The organism is Thermoflavifilum thermophilum (genome assembly GCF_900116565.1).
In the GTDB taxonomy this organism is placed as follows: domain Bacteria; phylum Bacteroidota; class Bacteroidia; order Chitinophagales; family Chitinophagaceae; genus Thermoflavifilum; species Thermoflavifilum thermophilum.
Genome location: NZ_FPCJ01000001.1, coordinates 17863 through 44124, shown reverse-complemented (window position 1 = coordinate 44124; position 26262 = coordinate 17863). Strand labels below are relative to the sequence as shown.

General features: G+C 42.5%; 18 protein-coding genes. All 18 read left to right on the top strand.

Annotated elements, in window-relative coordinates; all coding sequences use genetic code 11:
- Positions 1-87 precede the first annotated feature (87 nt).
- The 18 genes from BM367_RS00170 to BM367_RS00085 all read left to right on the top strand — a co-directional run bounded on the left by BM367_RS00170 (position 88) and on the right by BM367_RS00085 (position 26261).
- A complete protein-coding gene (locus BM367_RS00170; protein ID WP_092460826.1) occupies positions 88-921 on the top strand; it encodes an SAM hydrolase/SAM-dependent halogenase family protein in 834 nt (277 codons plus the stop codon).
- Positions 922-1124: 203 nt separating this feature from the next.
- Complete coding sequence (locus BM367_RS00160) at positions 1125-4169, top strand: DUF2723 domain-containing protein (RefSeq protein ID WP_092456034.1); 3045 nt, start codon at positions 1125-1127, stop codon at positions 4167-4169.
- 74 nt (positions 4170-4243) lie between these two features.
- Positions 4244-4387: a hypothetical protein gene (locus BM367_RS12130; protein WP_177224037.1), complete on the top strand. Its 144-nt coding sequence runs from the start codon at positions 4244-4246 to the stop codon at positions 4385-4387.
- 328 nt (positions 4388-4715) lie between these two features.
- Complete coding sequence (locus BM367_RS00155) at positions 4716-5294, top strand: RNA polymerase sigma factor (RefSeq protein ID WP_092456031.1); 579 nt, start codon at positions 4716-4718, stop codon at positions 5292-5294.
- Positions 5287-5646: an anti-sigma factor family protein gene (locus tag BM367_RS00150; RefSeq protein WP_092456028.1), complete on the top strand. Its 360-nt coding sequence runs from the start codon at positions 5287-5289 to the stop codon at positions 5644-5646. The genes BM367_RS00155 and BM367_RS00150 overlap by 8 nt, the downstream gene beginning before the upstream one ends.
- Before the next feature lie 185 nt (positions 5647-5831).
- Positions 5832-6965 (top strand): Re/Si-specific NAD(P)(+) transhydrogenase subunit alpha, encoded by a 1134-nt coding sequence (locus tag BM367_RS00145; protein WP_092456024.1) that lies wholly within the window; start codon positions 5832-5834, stop codon positions 6963-6965.
- 30 nt (positions 6966-6995) lie between these two features.
- Entirely contained in the window at positions 6996-7337 is a 342-nt protein-coding gene (locus BM367_RS00140; RefSeq protein WP_092460824.1) for an NAD(P) transhydrogenase subunit alpha part 2, read from the top strand.
- A 30-nt stretch (positions 7338-7367) separates the two neighbouring features.
- Positions 7368-8801 (top strand): NAD(P)(+) transhydrogenase (Re/Si-specific) subunit beta, encoded by a 1434-nt coding sequence (locus tag BM367_RS00135; protein ID WP_092456021.1) that lies wholly within the window; start codon positions 7368-7370, stop codon positions 8799-8801.
- Positions 8802-8990: 189 nt separating this feature from the next.
- The gene (locus tag BM367_RS00130) at positions 8991-9569 is read left to right on the top strand and encodes an RNA polymerase sigma-70 factor (protein ID WP_092456018.1); all 579 of its coding nucleotides are present in this window, start codon (positions 8991-8993) and stop codon (positions 9567-9569) included.
- 98 nt (positions 9570-9667) lie between these two features.
- Positions 9668-10777: a FecR family protein gene (locus BM367_RS00125; protein WP_092456015.1), complete on the top strand. Its 1110-nt coding sequence runs from the start codon at positions 9668-9670 to the stop codon at positions 10775-10777.
- A 223-nt stretch (positions 10778-11000) separates the two neighbouring features.
- The gene (locus BM367_RS00120) at positions 11001-14555 is read left to right on the top strand and encodes a TonB-dependent receptor (RefSeq protein WP_177224042.1); all 3555 of its coding nucleotides are present in this window, start codon (positions 11001-11003) and stop codon (positions 14553-14555) included.
- Between the two features lie 30 nt (positions 14556-14585).
- On the top strand, positions 14586-16109 hold the full coding sequence (locus BM367_RS00115) for a RagB/SusD family nutrient uptake outer membrane protein (RefSeq protein WP_092456009.1): 1524 nt from the start codon (positions 14586-14588) through the stop codon (positions 16107-16109).
- A gap of 122 nt (positions 16110-16231) precedes the next feature.
- Positions 16232-18946, top strand: a complete 2715-nt coding sequence (locus tag BM367_RS00110; RefSeq protein ID WP_092456006.1) for a PA14 domain-containing protein — start codon at positions 16232-16234, stop codon at positions 18944-18946.
- A gap of 197 nt (positions 18947-19143) precedes the next feature.
- Positions 19144-20784: a PKD domain-containing protein gene (locus tag BM367_RS00105; protein ID WP_092456003.1), complete on the top strand. Its 1641-nt coding sequence runs from the start codon at positions 19144-19146 to the stop codon at positions 20782-20784.
- Between the two features lie 17 nt (positions 20785-20801).
- On the top strand, positions 20802-22625 hold the full coding sequence (locus BM367_RS00100) for an alpha-amylase family protein (RefSeq protein ID WP_092456000.1): 1824 nt from the start codon (positions 20802-20804) through the stop codon (positions 22623-22625).
- Complete coding sequence (locus BM367_RS00095; protein ID WP_143103906.1) at positions 22568-23101, top strand: hypothetical protein; 534 nt, start codon at positions 22568-22570, stop codon at positions 23099-23101. The genes BM367_RS00100 and BM367_RS00095 overlap by 58 nt, the downstream gene beginning before the upstream one ends.
- A gap of 72 nt (positions 23102-23173) precedes the next feature.
- Positions 23174-24013 carry a ChbG/HpnK family deacetylase gene (locus BM367_RS00090; protein WP_177224041.1) on the top strand — a complete coding sequence of 280 codons (840 nt, stop codon included), beginning with the start codon at positions 23174-23176 and terminating at the stop codon, positions 24011-24013.
- 34 nt (positions 24014-24047) lie between these two features.
- Positions 24048-26261, top strand: coding sequence for an outer membrane protein assembly factor BamB family protein (locus BM367_RS00085; protein WP_177224040.1), 2214 nt, complete (start codon positions 24048-24050; stop codon positions 26259-26261).
- Position 26262 lies beyond the last annotated feature (1 nt).

Sequence of the window (26262 nt, the reverse complement as noted above, 5' to 3'; positions counted from 1 at the left end):
ATGCATCGCAACTTCAGGCAATTTATCTGCCCGTGAGCCGTTGCCTTTGCTTACTTTTGCGCATCACACAATATGGTGCACGAGTCCATGAACATCATCACGCTCACTTCCGACATGGGTATGCAGGATTATCTGGTGGCGGGTATCAAGGGATGCCTGCTGCCGCAATTCCCGGATTGCCAGCTGGTGGATATCACCCATCAGATTGAACCTTTGAATTTATTACAGGCGGCCTATGTGGTAAAAAATGCATGGAAACATTTTCCGCCGGAAACTTTTCATGTGTTGCTGGTGGATCTTTTTTACCAAAGATATCCCCGTTACATCATGGCTTTTCATGAAGGACAATATTTCTGTGGTGCTGACAATGGCCTTTTGCCTATGATTCTGGATCAGCAACCGCAGCAAATCCTGGAATTAAACCACCACCATCCCAGCCTGCAACTTTTTGATGTGATACAACTCTTCGCAAAAGCTATCCGGCATTTGCTGAATGGACATGCAATCAACGAAATTGGTGAGCCTCTGCCTCATGTAACTGTCCTGGAAAGCTATCAGCCTCGTTTGCATGATGAATGGATTGAAGCCCAGATTATTTTTATTGATCATTATGAAAATGTAATTGTGAACCTCACCCGTGAACAGTTTGAGGCTCATCGGAAAGGAAGGAAATTTAAAATCTGCTTCAGGCACGATGAATATATCACGGAAATCCACGAACAATATGCCGATGTACGACCAGGCGAAAAGCTGGCGTTCTTCAATGCAGGAGGCTATCTGGAAATTGCTATCAACAGAGGAAATGCAGCCGGATTACTGGGTTTGCAAAGTGTACGTACCAGACCCGATAGCCATCGCCCTCCCGGTGGCATGCAAAAAAATTTATTTTATCAATCAATAAAAATTATTTTTGAACCCTGATCTTTATCTTCAAACATGCTGGGATTCTGCATCCCAGATTTTAAAAACTTGTTAATCAACAGATGAGAGAGATGAAAACAGAATGTAGAAAACAAAACAATTTTACCGGACAATAATAAACACAACCAGATCATCCCGGCCTGCAGGCAGGGATTCATCCATACACAGAGATCATTCCATGAAAGATAAAAATATGCATACACATGAAGATTGATTTCAGAAAAGCCAATCTGATCACCGGCTGGATCGTTTGTATCATTGCCTGTACCGTATATCTGATGACACGCGAAGCCACGGTGAGTTTCTGGGATTGCGGTGAATTTGTTCCCAGTGCATATAAACTGGAAATTTCCCATCCGCCCGGAGCACCTTTGTTTATTTTGCTGGGCCGGTTATTCATCATTTTGCTGCACAGTACTCCCCAGAATGCGGCTTATCACATGAATGCCCTGGCTTCCATTAGCAGTGGACTTACCATCATGTTTCTGTTCTGGACCATTACCCATCTGGCCCGCCGCATGGTGGAAAAAAGAGGGGAAGAACTTACCGAAGGCAAAAAGATATTGATTTTGGGTGCAGGCGTGGTAGGGGCACTGGCTTTTACATTTTCTGATTCATTCTGGTTTTCGGCTGTTGAATCTATTGTATTTGGTGTTTCTCCGCTGTTCATCGCCATGGCTTTCTGGGCTATTCTGAAATGGGAAGAAGTGGCCGATCAACCTTATGCTGATCGATGGATTATTCTGATAGCCTACATCATCGGACTGTCCATTGGTGTGCATCTGCTGAGTATCTTGTCTATTCCGGCAGTCGTGATGACTTATTATTACCGCAAGTTCAAACCCAATGTCAAAAAGACGATTGTAGCTTTTCTGATTGCCTGTGCATTGACAGGTTTTGTGCAAATCGTGCTGATTCAGGATACTGTAAAACTGATTGGTGCATTTGATTTGTTGTTTGTCAATGGATTGGGATTGCCGTTCAATTCGGGTTCTATCACCTGCATTGTGCTCATAGCAGCAGGCATCACAGCTGGTTTGATTTATGCCTATCGCAGAAAAAAATATTACCTGCATCTGGCCTTGTTGAGTTTGAGTTTTATTCTGATTGGCTACAGCACCTATTTTGTGATTCTGATTCGTGCCAATGCCTATCCTCCCGTTGACATGCAGAATGTTACCAATCCTATTACACTGGTATCTTATCTCGATCGCAGCCAGTATGGTACCTGGCCCATCATTTATGGTCCTGATTTCACTGCACAACCTATAGGCACCCAGGTCATTGGCAATGTGTATAAAAAAGATACCGCTACCGGCCGATATATAGTTGTTGGTAAAAAGCTGAAAGCAGTTTACAATTCGGCTGATGAACATTTGTTTCCGCGTGTTTGGGATAATGATAATTCGCAAGGACATGTATCTTTCTATCAGCATGAATTAGGATTGGCCAAAGGTGAAAAACCTACTTTTGGAGATGCAGTTTATTTCTTCTTTCGGGATCAGTTATGGTGGATGTATTTCCGTTATTTGCTCTGGAATTATGCGGGTCGCCAGAATGATATTCAGGGTATATACCCTGATAATACCCGCGATGGTAACTGGATTACAGGCATATCTTTTATTGACAACTGGCGCCTGGGCGATCAAAGCAAAATGCCTGACAGCCTCAAGCATAACAAAGCGCATAATAAATTGTACATGTTGCCTTTATTGCTCGGCATCATCGGATTGATTTATCAGTACAAAAGAAGTCGCCATGAATTTTATGTGGTTTTTCTGTTGTTTTTCTTTACAGGCATTGCCATTGTAATTTATCTGAATCAAGGACTTCCTCAACCTCGCGAACGTGATTATTCGTATGTGGGTTCATTTTATGCATTTGCTATCTGGATTGGACTGGGTGTGATTGGTTTATATGATTTAATCAGCAAGCATGCACAACCTAAAGCCGGATATGCAGCTTTGCTTTCTGTAGCATGTCTGGGAGTTCCCATACTGATGGCTTCACAGGAGTGGGACGATCATGACCGCTCACAAAAAACACTGGCACGTGATATAGCAAAAGACTATCTCAACTCCTGTGCGCATAATGCCATTTTGTTTACGGGTGGCGATAATGATACCTACCCGCTCTGGTATGCGCAGGAAGTAGAAAATGTGCGGCCTGATATCCGCATCATCATCACAACTTTGCTGGGCACTGATTGGTTTATTGATGATCTGCGCAGAAAAATCAATGAAAGCGATCCGGTTCCTTTCAGCTGGAGCCCCGATAAATATCAGGGTGATAAACGCGATTATGTGTATTATTTCAACCCCGGAAATATTCCGGATGATAAATATTTCAACATTGAAGATGTCATGCAGTTCATCGGAAGCGATAATCAGCAGGATCAGGTACAGATGGACAATGGACAATGGATTAATTATCTTCCCACCAAACATCTTTACATTCCTGTTGATAAACAAACCGTGTTGCAAAACGGTACCGTTCCCCCAGAAGATAGCAGCTATATTGTGCCGCAGGTGAAGTTTACCATCAACAACAATGTGCTGATGAAAAACGACCTGGCAGAACTCAATATCATTGCAGCCAATCACTGGAAACGGCCGATTTATTTCACTTCTCCGTATCTGAGTTTGGGATTGAATGATTATCTGGAAATTGATGGATTGACATACCGACTGGTGCCTTATAAAAAATCAGACAGCGCGGGTTTGTTTGGCAATCTGAATGTGAATATTCCGTTCATGTATGATAACCTCATGCATAAATTTGCTTTTGGTGGTGCCCAAACACCCGGTACCTATTTCGATGAAACCAACCGGCGTGAACTGCAATTGATTCGCTCGTCCTTTACTCAATTAGCCATTGCATTGGCCCTGCACCAGCAAAAAGACAGCGCCCTTCAGGTATTGCATTACATGGATAAAAACATTCTACCCGAAAACTTTCCGTATGGATATACATCACCGGGCAACATTCATGATTTGTATAGCACACAAACCGCTTATGCCTATTATCTGGCTGGCGATACCATACGTGCCAATCAGATTGTACAAGATGTGATGCGTGATTGTGAACAGCAACTCAATTACTATGCTTCACTCGGAAGCAAACTTAGTGGTGATTTACAACAGGATGAACAATCGGCCACCTATATCATCCAGCAGTTGCAGGAAATGAAACATCAATTTGCAACTCCATCTAAACCTGCAGTCAAGGATAGTGCTGCGGGGAAATAGGATTCATGATAAATATTACACGATTTATTCGCTGCGTGTTGAGCATTTTTTAATGATGAAAAAAATAAAAAATCATGAAGCGAGCCATCCGGTATTATCGGATCATGTGGCTTAAGTATGATCTTTCTGCAGGGCTTTCTGTGTTTTTAGTGGCACTCCCTCTTTGCCTGGGTATTGCTTTGGCATCCGGTGCACCCTTCTATGCCGGATTATTTTAAAGAATCATGGGCGAAATAGTAGTTTTCCTGATGAGCAATTTACAACAGTAATTTTCGAAGGAACTGCTAATGATCTGTGCATGTGATAAAGATTGGCAGAGTGGATGTTACGGCCATATGCGGGTATTCATGATTGCTTATTTATGGAATGTATGCAATTCTCCTGATACTCGGTTGGGTATTTTTAAATCATTTATTTCCTGATGAAGTATCTGAATGTTTTTTCGGGAAATTATTGCTGAATTCTTCTATTCTTTTCCTGCATACAAGATCCTGTTTGCTAAATAGGTGATTTTTTATCATATAAATTTTGTAAATTTATCCAGTAATGGCAATCCGTACTGACACAATTCCCGATGAAGAAATTCTGCAACGCTATCGGAACGATCACAATCCGGAGTGGATGGGGATTTTATTCGAACGATACATGCATCTGGTATTAGGTGTTTGTATAAAATATTTAAAAAATATGGAAGATGCCCGTGACGCTGCCCAGCAGATTTTTATGAAGGTGATGCAGGAAGCCGATCATACACAAATTCAATATTTTAAAGGATGGTTATATCAGGTTACCAAAAACTATTGTTTGATGCAGCTTCGTGGAAAATCATCTGCCGATTGGTTGAAACAGGATGAAAACGACACGCAGTGGGTAGTTTCTCCGGAAGACGATGAGGAGTTACTGCTAAAAAACGAACAGCTGAATCAATTGGAAGAAGCCCTTCAGCAGCTGAACGAGCCACAGCAAACCTGTATCCGCTTGTTTTATCTGGAAAAACATTCCTATCAGGAAATTGCGGAGATAACAGGTTATACCTTGATGCAGGTTAAAAGCTATATTCAAAATGGTAAACGTAACTTGCGCATCATGCTGGAGAAAAAGCAAAAACAGCTGAACAATGAGTGAGACAGTTGTACATATATTCGATTCCACGCACTGCCTGAGTCCGGCACAAATGATAGATTATGTGCGTGGCAAACTTTCTGCTGAAGAACGATATCGGGTTGAAGCGCATTTAAACAGCTGTTCATTCTGCAGTGAGGCTGTGGATGGACTGGCCAATATCCAGGATCCCGACGGGTTTTCATTGGCACTACAACACGTACATCATCATTTCAAAAAACAACTTCGGGAAAAGCACAGGTTTTTTCTGAAATCGTATCGGACACAACTCTATCTGGTTCTCATTATTATCGTAATTCTTGCCATTTTGCTCTTCGCGTTTTATCTGGTGCATTTTACCATCCTCAGGCATTAAGTTTCTCAACTACTTGTTTGTTGATGATGCACGCAGTATCGCTTTTTTCGTTTATTGCTGAGGGGTGGCTGTTTCAGCTGTGGAATTCGCACAGTTGAAAGAAAAAAATAATGTCAGAAAATATGAAAATCATGCTGAAAGATTGACGAATTCATTGTTATTTTGCTGCGTAATTTTTTACCATCATGGTCATTGGAATTTGCAAAGAGCCGGAAGGAGAAAATCGGGTATCCTGTTTGCCTGATGTGGTTAAGCAATTAGTTCAGCTGAAGCAGGAAGTCTGGATTGAATCGGGTGCAGGAGAAAGAGCCTATGCTTCGGATGCCGATTACAAGGCGGTGGGGGCGCATGTGGCTGATCAGAAAGAAGTGTGGCTGCATGCAGATATGTTATGCAGGATGCATTTCCCTGAAAGCGATGAACTCCTTGCACAGGCCCGGGAGAAAACCATCTGGGTTGGCATGTACCAGCCTTTGTATCATGCGGCTGAAATCCAAAAAATGGCCAGCAGAGGCATGACAGTATGCAGCCTGGATGCCATTCCACGCACCACCCGGGCTCAGAGCATGGATGTATTGAGTTCGCAGGCCAATATAGCCGGTTACAAGGCTGTCATTCTGGCCGCAGCACATTATCCGCATTATTTTCCCATGCTGATGACGGCAGCTGGTAGTATTCAGCCGGCGAAGGTACTGGTGTTGGGCGCCGGTGTGGCTGGATTGCAGGCCATTGCCACAGCGCGCAGGCTGGGCGCTGTGGTAGAAGCGTTTGATACCCGCCCGGCCGTAAAGGAAGAGGTTATGAGCCTGGGAGCCAAATTCATTGAGGTGGAAGGAGCCGCGGATCCCTCGGCTGCTGGGGGTTATGCCGTTGAACAATCAGCCGATTACCAGCGACGGCAGAAAGAAAAAATAGCAGCCACCATTGCCAAAGCCGATATCGTGATTACTACGGCTCAAATACCGGGCAAACGGGCTCCCTTGCTGGTAACCCGTGAGATGGTGGAAAGCATGCGTGCGGGATCCGTAATCGTGGACCTGGCAGCTTCAACAGGTGGTAATACGGAATTGACACGCAACGGCGAAACCATTGTGCATCATGGAGTCACAATCATCGGCAATTCCAACCTGCCTTCTACCGTTCCTGCTGATGCCAGTAAATTGTATGGTCGCAACCTGCTGCATTTTCTGCAATTGCTGATCGGCAAGGATGGAAGGTTGCAATTCAATTTTGAAGATGATATTGTATCGGCGGCATGTGTAGTGTACGAAGGTAAAATCCGCGATGCACGCATCTTGCAAACCGTACAGCAGGCGTAAACTTTCAGTTCAGTTATAAAGATGCAGATCATGGGAAGTCTTTTGCAATTTTTGCACGATCATCTGGAAATGGCCTATATCGTAGTGCTCTCCATATTTCTTGGAGTGGAGGTCATTTCACGCGTACCATCTGTATTGCATACTCCGCTGATGAGTGGAGCCAATGCGATTCATGGGGTGGTTATCATTGGTGCTATCATTGTGATGGGCCAGGCCAGTCCGGATAATTATTTTGCTCTCATCATTGGTTTTCTGGCCGTGATTGTGGGTACTTTGAATGTGGTAGGTGGATTTGTGGTTACGGATCGCATGCTGGATATGTTCCGCAGCCGCAAGAAAAAACCGGATCTTCAGGAAAACCGAAATGGGTAAATCATTTTTTTATTAAATGCCAAACAAGTTATGGGTCTTGCTGTACTTTCCCTGTGTTATCTGATTGGTTCCGTTACATTTATTGTCGGCCTGAAAATGCTTTCTCATCCGCGTACAGCTCGCCGGGGCAATCTGGTAGCGGCTGCCGGGATGGGCATTGCTATCGTGGGTACTATTTTTCTTTATCAAACCGATGATGGAACACGTCTGCATAATTACGGATGGATTTTTTCCGGATTGATTATAGGTGGTATTATTGGAACCGTACTGGCGCGCAAAGTGAAAATGACGGCCATGCCGGAGATGGTGAGTTTGTTCAACGGTATGGGCGGACTGTGTGCGGCTTTGATTTCGGTCAATGAGTTTGAACATCTCACCCATGCAGATCCTTTGCTGTTGGTGGCTGCAGTTTTGATTGCAGGGAACAATTTGTTGCTGCACGTGTTCATTATCCTGGCTGGGCTTGTGATTGGAAGCATTTCATTTTCTGGAAGCATGATTGCGTTGGGCAAGCTGGCGGGAAAAATTGGGGTATGGCGTTTTCAGGGTCAGCAGGTGCTCAATATTTCGGTGCTGGTAATTACGTTGTTGCTTGCTGTGGGGTTACTTACGCAGGAAGCATTTTTCAATGGCTGGGTTTTCGGGCTCATCATGTTGCTGGCACTGATGTACGGAATTTTGTTTGTCATGCCCATTGGAGGGGCTGATATGCCGGTGGTGATTTCTGTGCTGAACTCTTGTACGGGTATTGCAGCAGCTTGTGGTGGTTTTTTATATGATAATCAGGTGATGCTCACCGGTGGTATTCTGGTAGGTTCGGCCGGTGCTATTCTCACCGTGCTGATGTGCAAAGCCATGAATCGTTCATTGAAAAATGTACTCCTGGGATCGTTTGGTGGTACAAAAGCAGGACAGTTGGCACAAGCACAACAGTCATACAAAGAAATTACAGTAAGCGATGCAGCAGTTGTGCTGGCCTATGCCAAGAAAGTGATGATCGTACCCGGTTATGGACTGGCCGTTGCACAAGCACAACACACCTGTCATGAACTGGAAAAACTGTTGGAAGAAAGAGGCGTGGAAGTAAAATATGCGATTCATCCGGTAGCCGGGCGCATGCCGGGGCACATGAATGTATTGCTTGCCGAAGCCGATGTGCCGTACGAAAAATTGTTGGAAATGGAACAAGCCAATACTGAATTTGAAACCACAGATGCCGTACTGGTATTGGGCGCCAATGATGTGGTGAATCCCGCTTCCAAAGAAGATCCCGGAAGTCCTATTTATGGGATGCCTGTGCTGGAAGTGGAAAAAGCAGGCACCATCATTGTCAACAAGCGCAGCATGAAACCCGGTTATGCGGGTATTGAAAATATGTTGTTTTATCGTCCCAAAACGGCTATGTTGTTTGGTGACGCCAAACAAACCTTGCAACAGCTGATACAGGCTATCAAGGAATTGTGATGTTATCATAGTATCAAACCATGGTGACGAACAAATTTATTTGTTCGTCTTTTTTTGTTTTTGAGTCAATAAAATTTGCATTTTATAAAAATGTTTTAACTTAGGCTTAATAATGTGAACCTAATGAGTTGATTGGATAAGGTTCTACATTATTTATATATCCCTAACCCATAACCCATACCCACTACCATGGCTTGCCCGGTACATATCTTATCGTTGTGGCAACGAATGTGCCATGATGAAGGAGAGAAAGCCTATCGCATGATTTTTGATTATTTTTACGATAGGCTACTAAGATTTGCCATTTCGTACATCTCCATTCGGGAAGAAGCTGAAGAAATTGTGTTGGATGTATTTGTAAATGTATGGTTACATCGGGAAAAGTTGAAGAAAATACAATCACCTGATACTTATTTATTTATATCTGTCAGAAACCGATGCCTCAATTATTTCCGCCATTCTTCCCGTTCATCTTCATATGTTGTGAACGATTCCGGGCAAGCTGCCGACTTAACTGATCGGTCTGATCCACAGAAAGAAATTGAACTGAAGCAATTACACACTACATTAGAGAATGCAATGAATCAGCTTCCCTTACAGAGTCGGTTGGTATTTAAGCTCATTAGAGAAGAAAAAATGACATATAAGGAAGTAGCAGAAATTCTGCAAATCTCTGTACGTACAGTCGAAACCCACCTTCAGCGAGCTATTCAAAAATTGCGTGTAATCCTTCGCGAACAGATCACTGAATATAATATCCGGAAATAAAAATTTTCTCCTCCTGTCCGGAATTTTTTTCTTTGTTGTGTCTATCTTATAAGAAAGCTGGATAGATATCGATTTACATACATTTAATTGATAAGGCTGTGGATGAATCCAGGTTGAACGAATTGATATCCAGGTATTTAACTAAGTCTGCAACTCCTGAAGAATTGCAGGAGTTAAACGATTGGATTCGCAGGCATCCATTGATTCAACATGAAATAGAGTTATTGGACAAATACTGGCGTGCAGAAAATATCAGAAATGTGGACTTAGATCAGGCTTATACACGTTTACAGCAAAAACTGAATAAGACAAAAAAAATTCTACACAAGCATTCCAGCACACGGGGAATCATTCATCGGTTTCCAATTGTATGGATCAGATGGGCAGCCGTTATTTTAATCATAATCAGCTTAGCCATTGGCACATATCAAATCTGGAATAGCCATCACCACATAGGTAATCAACCTCCACGAAACTGGGAGTTAACCTATGATCAGCCCGGGATCAAATCAAAACTTATTCTTCCAGACAGTACTGAAGTATGGCTTAATGGAAACACGCGAATTTATTACCCATTGCAGTTTACTGGTAAAACGCGCGAAGTATGGTTGTCGGGCGAGGCGTACTTTAAGGTAAAACATGATCCGGACCGAACTTTTATCATCCATACTGCAAAAATGAATATCACTGTGTTGGGCACAGAGTTTAATGTGAAATGTTACCCGGATGATCCTTTGTACGAAACATCACTGATAAACGGAGCTATTCTGGTTACTTTAAAAGATCGGCCGGAAGATCGGATTATTTTGAAGCCAAAAGAAAAACTCGTGGTAATGAACGATCGGGTAACTGTACAAAAACAAGAACATGCAGTTGGGCCAACGCCACCCATGCCTGCTGAAAAGACTTCCAGTAAACTGTGGGTAACAGAAATTCATTATTTCTCACCCCAGGATAGCACGTTAATGGAAACTGCCTGGATAGACGGCAAGCTCGTGTTTAGAGACGAAAATTTTACTGATTTGGCCAGGCGATTCGAACGCTGGTATGGGTATCATTTTCAATTCAAGGATGACAGCGTTAAGCAATATCATTTCACGGGTATTTTCGAACATGAAACCTTGGAACAGGCCTTGAAAGCTTTACAAATGGCGGAAAAATTCCGATTTCAGATTCAGGATCAGGATAGTTCTGTGATTATTTATTAAGCATAAAATATTGGTTCACATATAAAAAGTTATAGCCATGAACAGATGTACATAGAAAGAAAAAAGGGAGTGCGAGCACACTCCCTCACATGTGAATTTTCATAACGCCTAACCTCATGAAGAGGAAAAGCATTATTTCACCATTCAAACCAAAGTTATGAAAAAAATTTTTTTGCTAAAAAAAATTCCATCATGCTTTCCAGATGTTAATTTACTGTTGATCATGAAACTGACATGTACTTTCCTGTTGCTGGCATGTCTGCAGGTGAATGCTCATCACGTGTATTCTCAGGAAAGGATTACGCTTGATCTGCACAATATTAAGTTAAAAAAAGCGCTCTCGATTATTGAGAAAAATAGCAGCTATCGTTTTCTGTATAGCGACAGGAAAGTTCCTGAGGATGCACAGGTAAATCTGCAAGCAAATGACTTGCCTGTTACTGAATTATTGAGGCAAATGCTGTCTCCTTATCATTTGTCCTACAAGGAGCTTCCCGATCATTTGATTGTAATTGGTGACATAAACACTGTTTTCCAAGATATCCACGTGAAGGGTAAAATTACGGATCGTGCTACGGGTCAACCCCTGGTTGGCGTTACCATTAAGGTGAAAAATGGAAATCAGGGTGTGATTTCTGATATCAACGGCATTTATGAAATTGTAGTACCAGATAACGCTACCCTGGTTATATCTTTTGTGGGCTATCAAACGCAGGAGGTGCCGGTAGATGGGCGTTCTGAAATTAATATTTCTTTAGAGCCCACTAATCAGAATTTAAATGAGGTAGTTGTAATTGGATACGGTTCACGTCAGAAAAAAGACCTAACCGGTGCAATTTCAAGTATTGATTCCAAGGATATACAGAAAAGCACAGCCATGAACCCTGAATTGGCTATGCAGGGAAGAATGGCAGGTGTGTATGTTTCAACGCCAAGCGGAAATCCATTTGACAGGCCTACGATTCGCATACGCGGTGTTTCCACTTTTGGGTATGCTGATCCGCTCATTGTGATTGACGGTATTCCTGTGATCGAGGGAGGTGCCAGCAGTACCTACGCAGGCTTTCAAGATATCAGGAGTCCTATAGATATCATGACCCTTATCGATCCGGATGATATTGCTTCTATTTCCGTGTTGAAAGATGCATCGGCTGCAGCCATATACGGCGTGAGGGCTTCTAATGGAGTTATTCTCATTACCACTAAACATGGAGAATCTGGTGCACCCAGAGTGAGCTTTAATGCTTACAAGGGTTTTCAGGATGCAGCCAAAACCCTCAAACTACTTAATACACAGCAGTATGTAAATCTATATACGGAAGCGTATAAAAACAACCCATTTGCACCTCCTCTGCCCAGTGTTTTTGATCCCAATAGTCCTGATTACCTGGGAAACAATGGTACATACGATTGGCAAGATGCAATTCTTAACCATCATGCAGATTTGCAGAATTATAACCTTAGTATTTCGGGAGGCAATTCTTCAACAACCTACTTTTTTTCGGCCGGCTACAGCCGAACGGAAGGAACATTGAAAGCTGCCAACCTTGAACGCTATACTTTTTCCACGACAGTAAACAGCAAGATTTCAAAGATATTCGAAGCGGGTATTACAGATCGAATTGGTTTTGAGCGTGCCTTAAACAATACCAATGGTGATTTATGGAACGAATCTACAGCTCCCCCATGGCAACCTTTGTATGATCCCAGCAACCGATATGGGTATGCACCCGTTGCGGATGTGAAATTTAAGCCTAATCCTGATTTACAAAGTCCCATCTCAGGTAACAGGCCGGTGTACCTGGCTCCGGTTCCGCTGTATGTTATTGATGATGGCTTTGATTCTCTGGGATACAATGGAGGGGTGAAATTGCTGTGGGGACCGGCTACCCGTTCCAATCCACTGGGTTTAGAAGCTACTAATTCCGCTGATTACACTTTGTTCCGGCAAATTGGAAGTGCTTATTTCCAGGTTCAACCCATCGAAGGATTGAAATTCAAAGGTACTGTCAGTGTAGACTATTATTTTAATTTGGTGGCAAGGTGGAATGCATTCGACAGTTACATTTTCTCACAAACTCCTGGGAATCCTTATTCAAATAATGATGGAACATCAAAAGGGAGTTATGGGCAGCGCCAAAACAGAAATATTAATCTCATCCAGGAATTTACGGCTGAATATACAAAGCAAATAGGCCAGCATTATTTTGACGTGTTGTTTGACGGGATGAATCAATGGCAAAAATGGAGCTGGACAGATAACAGCACTGGTCAGGTTCAGTTCTCTGATCCCAACAAAAGATCTGTGGCCAATATCTTCCCCTGGGTATCAGGATCGGCAGGTCCACTCCAGCAACAACAGCTCCTGGGCTATATGGGCAGAATCAGTTATAAGTTTGCAGAGAAATATTATGTAGATGCTACTTTGCGACGCGATGGTTCTTCAGTATTTGCACCTGGTCATCGCTGGGGTTGGTTCCCCTCCTTTGCATTGGCCTGGCGTGTTACACAAGAGCATTTCTGGAAAGTGCCTGACTGGTTAAATGATCTTAAGTTAAGAGGTGGATGGGGACAGTTGGGAAATAAGGAAACCACTCAGGGTTTTGCCTATCTTTCGCAAGTCAGCACGACGCCTGATTATGCTTTGGGTTCCGGAAATGGGGATGCTATTGGCCAGCAGGTACAGGGGGCAGCATTGCCCAATTTTCCCAACTTCAGCTTGAGCTGGGAAAGAGTACAAACTACTAATATTGGATTGGATGCTGTATTATTCAAGGGCATGTTCAATGTCACCTTCGACTATTATGATCGTCTTACAAAAGGAATTATCCAAAGTGTATCCCTCCCACCCAACACAGGCATACAGGCACCCACTGATTTGAATATTGCAAAAGTGAGTAACAAAGGTATTGAGCTCACAATCAATTATCAGCAACAGGTTGGGAATGTAACCTTCAATGCAGGTGGTAATCTCACCACAAATAAAAACAGAGTTGTTTCTCTGTATAATCATGAACCCATTTTTGCGGCTGGTGGGCGAGTACAAGAAGGCTATCCCATTGGATACATCTATGGATACAAGGTAGCAGGAATTTTCCAGAATTATCAGCAAATTCAGCAATGGCGGGCATCGCATGCCGATCTCACCATTGGGCAAAGCCTTACCGATACAAGTGCAGGATATCATTATCAGCCCGGCGATATGTATTTTCAGGATATTAACAGCAATCCTCCACCTGGTAAGTTTGAGAAGCCTGGTCCGGATAGCTTGATTAACGATAATGATCGGACATATTTGGGTTCCACTATTCCCAGCTTTTACTACGGATTTAATATTGGTATGGCTTTTAAAGGATTTGATTTCAGTGCCTTTTTCCAGGGAGTAGGGGGCGTAAAGAAATATAACGAAGTGCGTGCTGCCGGAGAAGCCATGTCTGATAGCAAAGGAGCGAATCAATGGGCAACCGTGATGAACAGATGGACTCCAGATCACCCATCTACGACCATGCCTCGTGCAGTCATCAATGACCCTGCAGGATCGGGAAGATTTTCTGACAGATGGATTGAAAATGCAAGCTTCATGCGTGTGAAAAACATACAACTTGGTTATACGTTCAATCGTCATCTGTTGCAAAAACTAGGATTCATCGAAAGCCTGCGGATCTATTTGAGCACTGTAAACCTATATACGTTTACGAAATGGACGGGCTATGATCCTGAAAATGATCGGAATCCGCCGGCAAGACAGTTTTTGATTGGGGTAAATGCCCGATTCTAAAATTTTTATTCACCTTTTAATTTTCCTGTCATGAAATCAAAGCAATGGATTATCATAACAACTTCGCTATTGGTGGTGGCCACATCATGGAGTTGCAATGAAAGTAAGCTAAACGTAGAACCTTTTGGGGCAACGGAACAGGATTATTTTTCTACTCAGGATGAGTTTCAGAAAGCAGTTTATGGTGTGTATGCTAAGCTGAGTGATTTGTATAATTACAATGCCTTGAATTTTGCCACGCCAGTCTGGTATCTTCCGGGAGATGATATCACCACATCACAAAGCAATGCTTATGAAATTTTTGGTAGCATTCAGCCCAGTGATGGTACTTTGAATTATTTTTATACCGCTTGCTATCAGCTCATTGCACGGGCTAATGTGGTGCTGGAAAAAATTCGTGAAGTAAAACCCGGCATTTATCAAGACGAGAATCTGAAAAAATACAATTATGGAGAAGCACTCTTTCTGCGTGCATTGATGTATTATTATCTCTGGAATGTATTTGGCACAGCGCCACTCGATACAGTGCGGGTAACCACTACTGATCAGATTTATCCACCCAGTTCCAAAGGAACAGAATTATTAGATCAGGCAATTCAAGATCTTGGAGAAGCAGCAGCTTTACTTCCCAAGCAATGGGATGCAGCAAATCGTGGGAGGGCTACTGCCAATGCGGCATACGGGTTGTTGGGTAAGTGTTTGGTATTTCGGGCAACGGTGAATAAAAGCACAGCAGATTTTCAAGCGGCTATTCAGGCATTTGATAAAATTGATGAATCTGTCACCCATTTGGTTCCCAATTTCGCAGATAATTTCTCACCCAATGCAGAAAATAATGCCGAATCATTGTTTGAGTTTCAGGCCAGTCAGCCCTATGGATTTGATAATGTATGGTTACCCAATGACTTTGATAATCCCGTTGGCTCTATGTCAGCATACTGGGGTTTTTATAGCAATAGTTTTGCACAATTTGGAAATGCGCCGTGGATTGCTACGAACAAGCTTTTATATGCTTTTGATCCGGGAGATCCTCGCTTGCCCCTAACCATTGACACCACAAAAGGAGATGTATTCAATCATCGGGCTATCCTGAAGTATGTCAATCCGGATAAGTTAACCCAGAGTGGAGTGGGATCTGCTAATAATCCGCGTATTTTACGCTATGCTGATGTGCTTTTGCTTAAGGCAGAAGCCATCTTGCAATCGGGTGGTTCCACAAAAGATGCAATTGACTTGATTAATGAAGTGCGCACCCGTGCACGAAACATGAGCAATACCGGGCAGCCAGCGAATTATAATGATTTGATAACCGACAAAAATCAGATCATGCAATGGATCATGAACGAGAGATTAATAGAGTTAGCTGGTGAAGGGCAACGCTGGTGGGACCTGCGGAGATGGGCTCTCGGAGGGATAATTACTTTAAACAATGCTTATTTCAGTTCAGCTATACCCGATGCAATGTCGTTTCAGTCACCTAAACATTTAAATTTCCCCATTCCCTCCAGTGAAGTGGATGTGAATCCCAATATTGTGCAAAATCCAGGTTATTAAAAGTGTACATCTGTGTAAGTAGTGAACAACTCCGAAGCTTCTTGTCTAAGAGGCTTCCTCTCTTTCAAAGCCATATTAAAAGTACTGAAAAATTTTAGCATATAACTAAAAATTTTTTACCAATGAAACGGTATGTTCACCATCGCCTTTATGTCTTGTACATGTTAGTCCTGTATATGATTATAGGCTCGTTTTATGCACATGGCCAAACTTTAAATCCTACTGCTGATACTGATAGCCAAAGTGATAACAGCAGTGGAACAAATAGTACATTGAATGCCAGCAAGTGGTGTCACATGTTTTTGAAGTTTGATATAAGCAATATTTCAGCAAATGTTGTACAGGCAAAGTTACGGATTTATCAGGTGTATGGGGGTAATCCATATACTTTGAATGTCAACACCACAACTACAGATAACTGGAGTGAAGGGACTACTTTACCCGACATCGGTACATTGATTACTTCAAAATCGGTTTCGGGCAGTCAAGGATATATTGAGATTGATGTTACCTCATACGTACAATCAAAAATGTCGGGCAATAAGATTGTTTCTTTTGGTATTACAACAAATTTAGATACATGGACAAGTTTTTACTCTCGGCAAAATAACACAAATAAACCTGAGCTGGTTTTGACGGTTACCAATAATTCGGCAAGTGCGAATAAAACTTTATCAACGATTGTAATCGATGGCAACCCGAATGAATCCGTATGGCAGTTTAATTATGCTGTAAATAAATCCATCATAGGTGGCTCCAACAATACGGTTTCTTATGCAGTATGCTGGGATAACAATTACCTGTATGTTGCAGCAAAAGTACTTGATGGAAGTCTGTATCATGATTCTCCAAATCCGTGGGATGATGATGCTGTAGAAATTTATATTGACGGAAATCACAATGGAGGGATGAGCTATGATAGTTATGACCGACAGTTTATACAGGCCTATCAATCCTCTACACTTTGGGAACAACATAATAATACGAATGGTGTGCAACATGCTTGGTCCGCTATCAATGGTGGATATGCGGTAGAGTTGGCGATCCCCTGGAGTAATCTGGGTATTACACCTTCAGCCGGGCTGCAAATTGGATTTGATGTGGGCAACGATGATGACGACAATGGAGGGAGCAGAGATAGCCAGCTTATGTGGGCCGGAAATGGTGATAACTGGAGATATCCGCAAGGATTTGGTACCCTTACTCTTTCATCACAAACCATTGGTTCCAATTCTGGAGATGGGCTAAAAGGTAGCTATTTCAATAACAAAACACTTTCTGGATCGCCTGCTATAACAAGAGTGGATTCAACGATTAATTTTAACTGGGGAAATGGTTCATATGCTCAAGGTCAGAATACGGATTTGTTTTCTGTTCGATGGACGGGACAAGTCTTGGCTCCAGTAACGGGTAGCTATACCTTCAGTACAGTGTCTGATGATGGTGTTCGCTTATGGGTAAACAGTTCCTTACTTATTGATAATTGGACAGATCATCCACCTACCACAAATACTTCGAATCCAATAAGTCTTACTGCTGGCCAGAAATATGATATAGTACTGGAATACTATGAAAATCAGGGCGGTGCTGTTGTAAAATTACAATGGAGCTACCCCGGACAAAGCACACAAATCATTCCCCAATCACAATTGTTCTCAAATAGTGGAAGCCAGCCACCTTCAACAGCAGTTATGACACCGGGTGCAAACTTTTGGAACATAGGGTGGGAAGGATGGCAGGATTTCTTTCAATCGGGTGTGGATTGGGCTACAACGACCAATCCATGGAATCCGACATTAATTAGTGAGCTACAACAGGCGAAAATAAAATGCCTGCGTTTTATGGACTGGAATGCCACCAATACGTCGTGTGTGGTAAATTGGAGTCAGAGGATTCCGAAAACCGCCAATCATTACAATCAAGACAATCTGATTCCGTGTTTTGTGGATCATTATGATCCATCGACCAATACGCATAATCTTGAGTGGAATGGGACGACCAGTTACGGGGTTGCCTATGAATGGCAGATTGATTTATGCAATCGCATAGGGGCAGATTATTGGATTAATATTCCGGTAGCTGCAAGTGATGATTATGTTAGACAATTAGCCACTTTGATTAAGAATCAGTTAAATTCAAATTTAAAAGTTTATGTAGAGTGGGGTAATGAAGTTTGGAATTGGGGATTTGCAACAACGGTTTATGCAAATCAGCAAGCAAAAGCTCTTGGCCTGGATACTGTAGATGTGGGAGCATATTGTGATCCGTGGAGGAAGTATGACGTATATGCATCCTCACGAGTGTTTAAAATATTCAAAGATGTATTTGGAGTCGATAGCAACAGGCTGGTAAAAGTCATTTCGGGTCAGGTAGCTTATCACTGGGATGGATATGATTACAACCACATGGTTGTGGGAGATTTAGCTGCATTACGAAATGTAAAAATTAATCCCTATGGCATAACCATAGATGCCTATGCTATGGCGCCCTACATGGGAGGTCAGTCTATGACTGAAGAACAAAATGCAATTTCTCAGGATGAACAGATGATGATATGGGCTAAAAATAGTCTTGATAATACAAATATCCGGTTAATATGCTATGAAGCCGGGGCCGATAATTACCCCGATAATAATTTAACCTTAACTCGCGATCCTCAACAAGAGCAATTGTATGTACAGTACCTCACCATGCTGAATCGTTATGTTGAGGGACCTGTTATGCAATATTGTTTTTATGGTGGGCCATGGGGTTTGAAAAATCATCCTGGTGAAGGTGTTTCTTTGGCTTCGAAATGGAGAGGGTGGATTGATTTCTGGGGAAGATCACAATGGTGATGCAATCATTGAAATTAAAATGAAGATTCATAAGATAAGCATGAAAGATAATATGATCTTCATATCAAAACATACTCATCAAGTATGCCAGTGGGTATTAATGTTTTACATAATCGTAAGGAGTTAAGCAAGAACGGGCGTCCTGTCTAGGAAGCCCTTTTCATTTTAAAACCGTCCAATATTTTAATCTCAAAACCATGAAAAACATTTTAATTCTAACTTTTCTGATTCCGTTTTGTTGTGCAGGTTGCAAGAAAAATTCTTCATCACCCAATCGTCCACCTACTGTACAAGAGGTAAAAACCACATTGCTTCTCGACAGTCCGGCTTTTACTTTTCAATTCACCGCTACGGCTACTGATCCAGACTTGCAGTCATTAACTTATTTGTGGGACTTTGGAGATGGGGGCTCGACACATGATGGACCTGTAGTTACACATCATTTTGAAGCAGGGAAAAATTATACTGTTCAGGTTAAAGTATCTGATGGACAGGCTACTTCATCAGTCTATGCGGTACAGATTAGCACGCAAGTCTCACAGATAAACATTGATTTGAGTCAGCATTTTCAGACAATTGAGGGTCTCGGAGGCTTTGGCATGCAAAATCAAACTTGGACTGATGGTCCATTTGCTGATCAACGATATATAAATGATTTGTTGAATGACTTGGGCTTATCTATGATTCGGGTGGATCTGCCCTATAATTTTGAGCTTCATCCTGGTTATTTCAATATTGACACACAGGCTGCAGGGCGCCAGCCACTGAAAACATATTTTCCTTTTCTGCAGGCTATGCAGCAGGCTGGCGTGAAGATTATCGCATCGGTGTGGAGCCCGCCGGCATGGATGAAGTCAAATGGTCGTATTGACAATGGCACCGGGAATCAGGCCTCCGCCCCAAAATATAATCCTAATCCGGGACCAGATGATAACGAATTACGGCTGGATATGTATGATGACTTTGCACATATGTGCGCTGTATATGTCCAGGTGTTAAAGGAACATGGCATTGACCTATATGCATTAAGTATTCAAAACGAGCCTCGCTTCTCGGAATGGTATGAGTCGTGTGTGTATGATGGAGAAGCCCTACATAATTTATTAAAGATAGTGGGTGATACTTTTCAGCAAAGGGGTTATCAAACAAAATTATTTATTCCTGAAGATATTGGTTGGCTCGATGGGATCAAAGGCATGGTAATGCCATCCCTGCAAGACCCTGCTACTCTGCCCTATGTTGGTGCCATTGCAGTACATGGATACGCATTTGACGGTGTGACCGCCAATTCTCCGGATGCACAAACCTGGCAAACAATGTATAGCTGGGGTGCCCCCTATGGTATTCCGCTTTGGATGACAGAAACATCTGGTTTTTCAAACGACTGGAACGGTGCAATGAGTCTGGCGAAAGCAATGTACACAGCATTTCGATTTGGGAATATTTCTGCCTGGTTATTCTGGACAATAAGTACTTCTCAAATTGATTCATATAGCCTTATGGATGTAAATGGCAATAAGAGCTTAAGGTATTTTGTGTCTAAAAACTTTTACAAGTTTGTCAGACCGGGATACATACGTGCGGGTATATCAGCAGATACCAGCACGCACATTTATCCTCTTGTGTTTAAAGATCCGCAAGGTAGGCATATCACAGTGATTTTGATCAACGATGGGGCAGATCAGGCAGTGCAACTCAGCGGTAATGGATTACCACAGCAGTTTGTTCAATACCTAACCAATGCAAATACAAAATTTGATTCTATTGGTATGATTCCTTCATCAAAGGCAATTCTATTGCCAGCATCAAGTGTAACCACATTATATGGCACATATTAAACTGAATTATATCCGGCATGCACAAACAAATTATCAAAGATGTTACCAGAAAGATTATGATGTTTAATAGCTGTTGGAAAATTATTTTGCTGACCAAACCCTGGATATTTGTACTTTGTTTGCTTGGTTATTCAAGACTCACTTGTGCCCAGCCACTCAGTGCCAAAGTAAGCATGTTTCAGGGTAAACCCGCTATCTGGATAAATGGTCATCCTGTTTATCCGATGATTTATGCACTTCCTGATGTACCGGGTGGACGGTGGACATGGTACGAGATCCCCAGGCATACTATTCAGTCATTTTGTGAACAAGGCGTCCGGATATTTCAGGTTGATGTTTTTTTTGATCACTTGTGGAAAAAGGATGGCACATTTTCCATAGATACTTTGAAAAGGCAAATCAGAGGAGTCTTGTCTGTTTGTCCTAGGGCTGCCATAATGCTTCGTTTTCATGTAAATGCGCCCAAATGGTGGATTGCCGAACATCCTCTTGAAAATACACTGTATGCAGATATTAAACCTCAGCCTGATTATAATTGGGGCATGCAACGTATTATTGAAGATGATGTGGAAGCACCCACCCGATTTAGCCTCGCATCAGAAACATGGAAAAAGGAGGCAGGAAATAAATTAAAACAAATGTTGCATTTACTCGCCAACACGCCCGAAGGTAATGCATTGATTGGGATTCAGATAGCATGTGGCATATATGGAGAATGGCATTACTGGGGGTTCATTAATCATGAACCTGATACCAGCATGTCAATGAAAAGATATTTTCAGAACTGGCTTAGGAATAAGTACCATGATGTGGAAAATTTAAGATCTGCATGGCATGATCCCAATATTGATTTTGATCTGGCTACGGTTCCTGGCTTATATGAACGCAAACATACGACAGCAGGTATTTTCCGTAATCCTCAACTGGAGCGAAAAGTAATTGACTATTATGAGGCACAACACGATGTTGTTGCAGATGATATTTTGTATTTCTGTAAAATTGTAAAAGAAAACTGGCCACGTCCTATTATTACCGGCGCGTTTTATGGATACTTTTTTGCTGTATTTGGAAGGGAAGCGGCAGGTGGACATCTTGCTGTTGAACGGGTTTTAAGTTCACCTTACATTGATTTTCTTGCCGGGCCAAGAACCTATTATCCAAATGCTGAAGCAGCAGGTGATCCGTATCGATCGAGGAGCCTGATTTTGTCCTGCCTTTTACACCATAAACTGTGGCTCGATGAAATGGATGATCAACCTCATCTGCTTAGCTGGAAAGACTCTGTCTATATGCAAAGTGTCAGAGAAGCTACGGCCACTACACTTCGCAACATATCATTTACTTTGACAAAAGGCATGGGCTTCTGGTTTTATGATTTCGGACCATCGGGGTTTAATGGTGGGCCCAGATTGATAAACCATGGAGTGACCGGATGGTGGGACGATCCTTACCTGATGAAGCTGATTGGGAATTTCAAAAAATTTGCAGACCAGCAATATCAAAAATCCTATCACAGCGATGCAGATGTATTGCTGGTTTTTGACACGCGCACTTTTTATTACATCGGAAGTGACAAAAAGCAGACTTTTTTAACCCATTTTGCGGATAATTGGTTACCCCTGGCCGTTTTCAGAAGCGGTGCAGTTCACGATGCAATACACATTGACGATTTACCTCTTCTTGATCTTACTCCATACAAGGTGGTTATATTCGTGAATACTTTTGTACTTAACGATAAACAAAAACAATTTATTCGTGACTATGTAGAAAAAACCATCGACATGTGCTATGGGTTTATGCACCGGGATATTGCAATGGTGCACATCTTTCTGACAGCCTGATCTCAGATGTAGTACGCATGCATGTTGAAGAAATAAAAAATGATAGGCCAGTAATGATTCAGATTGATTCTTCGATTATTCCAGACCTCCAACTTTCAGTATGGGAAACACCTCTTGATCCTGCTTTTTATGTAGATGATCATGGAGCTGAATCATTAGGTTGTTATGTGCATACAGACCGGACTGCATTTGCTGTAAAGCATTTTAATGACTTTACTTCCTGGTACATTGCTATGCCGTTTGATGATGTCAGGCTGATGCAATATATTTTTCAAAAAGCAGGTGTGCATTTCTACAACAAATCTGGTAACGATATCTTTTACGCAGGTAATGGTTTACTGGTCATACACACGAAAATTGGAGGTCAGCAAACTATTTTTCTTAAAAATGGCAGAATGGTAAATATCAATCTTTCACCTCTATCTACAACTATTCTGGACTCAGAAACAGGTAAAATATTATTTTCAAATTTTTAAGCCATGCATATTTACTTTTATCGTTCTTTTTTACTTTGCAGCAGGATATTTTTCATGATGATTTGTTGTATTATGTACACAAAATTGTTTGTTAGTGCACAAACCAAACAATCTGTTTACTTGTTGGTGAGGGGCGATGACATGGGCATTACCCATACTTCCAACTTGGCTTGCATGGAAGCGTATGAAAAAGGTTGGATGAAAAGTGTGGAAGTAATCGTGCCGGCTCCTTGGTTCCCCGAAGCTGCACGAATGCTGCGCATGCATCCGGATTTGGATGTGGGTGTTCATTTGGCATTAACAAGTGAGTGGGACAATATCAAGTGGCGCCCACTAACCTGCGCAACCAGTTTAACTGATTCTGCCGGCTATTTTTTCCCTGTAATTTGGCCAAACAAATATTATGATTCTTCAAGAGCGTTAATCACACATTCCTGGAAGATAGGTGAAATAGTTCGTGAGCTCGATCGCCAGATTACAGTTGCCCAACAGGCTATTCCGCAGCTTTCTCATGTGAGTTATCATATGGGATGTAATGAGATGAATCCTGCAGTGCAACATGTTATTGATAGCCTCGCAAATTTGCATGGGTTATATGTGGATATGTCTGCTGTACAACCCGTGAACTATGCAGGACCTCATCGTTCGACTTCAGAAAAAATACATAGCTTTATTCGGATGATTCAACAACTACAGCCTGGTATCTATCTGTTTGTTGATCATCCTTCGTTTGACGACGGCGAGATGCAGGCTGTCTATATGAAGGGATACGCTAATGTAGCAGAAGATCGCCAGGGAGTTACTGACCTGTTTACCAATCCGCAAGTAAAAAATACGATGGATAAGCTAAATATTCATCTGATTGATTACAAATGGTTGAAAACCCATGGCCAATCAAAAAAAGAAGAATAGTTTTTTATCTTGATTGCTCATTAATTTCATGAGGATGATAAACACGTATATGCGGCATACACCTCATTTTTTTATGGGTTGTTGGGTTGCTTTGATATGCTTTGTTTGCGCCTGTCATGGTGTAAAGCAGCAAAATCAGGACTGGCCCGTATATCACGGCAGTAAAGACAATGCTCATTATAGCCCTCTCTCACAGATTGATACCCAAAATGTGCAACAATTGCGAGTGGCTTGGATTTTTCATACTGGTGACGCCGACACGGCCAATCATTCACAAATAGAATGTAATCCTGTCGTGGTAAACGGCACACTCTACGGCACATCGCCACAATTGAAAGTATTTGCCCTGGATGCTTGTACTGGGAAGCTAAAATGGATGTTCAATCCATTGGATAGTTTGCCTGCTGATAAAAAATCATTTTTCATTTTAAATATCAATAGAGGCCTTGCGTATTGGACCGATCATCGAGGTGATGAAAGAATATTTTTTGCTGCCGGTTCTTATTTATATGCACTGGATGCAAAAACGGGTAAGCCTATCCCAACTTTTGGTCATCATGGACGGGTGGATTTACACGAGGGATTGGGGCGTGATGTCTCGGATTTGTTTGTAACAGCCACTTCACCCGGCATCATTTATTGTGATTTGTTGATTATGGGAAGTCGGGTAGATGAAGGTCCGGCTGCTGCTCCCGGACATATTCGGGCTTATGATGTGCGAACAGGCCAGATCAAATGGATTTTTCATACCATACCCTATCCGGGTGAAGTAGGCTACGACAGCTGGCAAGATCCGAATGCCTGGAAACATATTGGAGGTGCCAACGCGTGGTCGGGCTTTTCCATGGATGAAAAGCGAGGCATCGTATATGCTTCGCTGGGCTCAGCATCTTTTGATTTTTATGGAGGCAAGCGATTGGGAAACAATTTGTTTGCTGATTGCATCTTGGCTCTGGATGCGGCTACCGGCAAGCTCTTGTGGTATTATCAAACCACTCATCATGATGTATGGGATGGAGATTTGCCCACTCCGCCCACATTGGTGAGTGTGAAAAGAAATGGAAAAACGATAGATGCGCTTGCGCAACCCACGAAGAGAGGGTATTTGTTTTTGTTTGACCGGGTGAACGGCCAATCTTTATATCCTATCCGCGAAATACCGGTGCCCCATCAATCTGATCTGGAGGGCGAAGTATTATCGCCCACGCAGCCTGTTCCTGTAGCTCCTGCACCTTTTGGAATGCAACAACTTCGGCGGTATGCCGTCAATCCATTTTTACCGGAAGCCTCCCGTGAAGCAGTTCTCCAGAAATGGAAGCAACTGGATTCCCCTCAACTGTTTGCACCGCCTTCGCTGCGAGGCATTGTGCTCTTGCCCGGCGGCATGGATGGTGGGGCAGAGTGGGGCGGGGCTGCGTATGATCCTGAAACGCATTGGCTGTATGTGAACAGCAATCGCATGGCATGGATCATTCAAATGATTCCATTGCAACCAACCCAAACCAAGTATAGCCATCGCACCTATCTGGATGCTGGGAAACAGCTTTATCAGCAGTATTGCATGAGCTGCCACGGAGCTGATCGAAAAGGCGGACAAAATTATCCTTCCCTGCTGCAGGTAAACCGGAAATATGATACCACTCAGTTTTATGCCTTACTCAACAGCGGCCGAAGGATGATGCCTTCTTTTAGCCGACTCCGTGCAGATCAAAAGCGTGCTATTGCCAGTTTTATTTTAAACATTCCCTCATTGCAAACTAAACCTTATGTGGCAGCTGATACACAAATTGATCCATATTGGAATTTGCCATATACCATCAATGGTTACACCAAATTTTTAAGTCCGGAAGGCTGGCCGGCCATTCCACCGCCCTGGGGCCAACTCACGGCTTATGATTTGCAAACCGGACAAATCAAATGGCAAATCCCGCTGGGTTATTATCCCTACATGCATGATAAGGATACCTTAACAGGAGCAGAAAATTATGGCGGAGCTGTAGTTACTGCTGGAGGTTTGTTGTTTATTGCAGCTACCCCCGACGGGAAGATTCGTGCTTTTCACAAACGCACGGGTAAGCTTTTATGGCAGGCCAATTTGCCTGCGCCGGGTTTTGCCACGCCTGCCATCTACAGCTGTAATGGAAAAGAATATGTGGTAATAGCTTGTGGTGGAGGAAAATTAAATACTCCTTCAGGCGATGCGTATGTGGCATTTGCATTGCCCGATTCCATACCCTTAAAAAATTGAT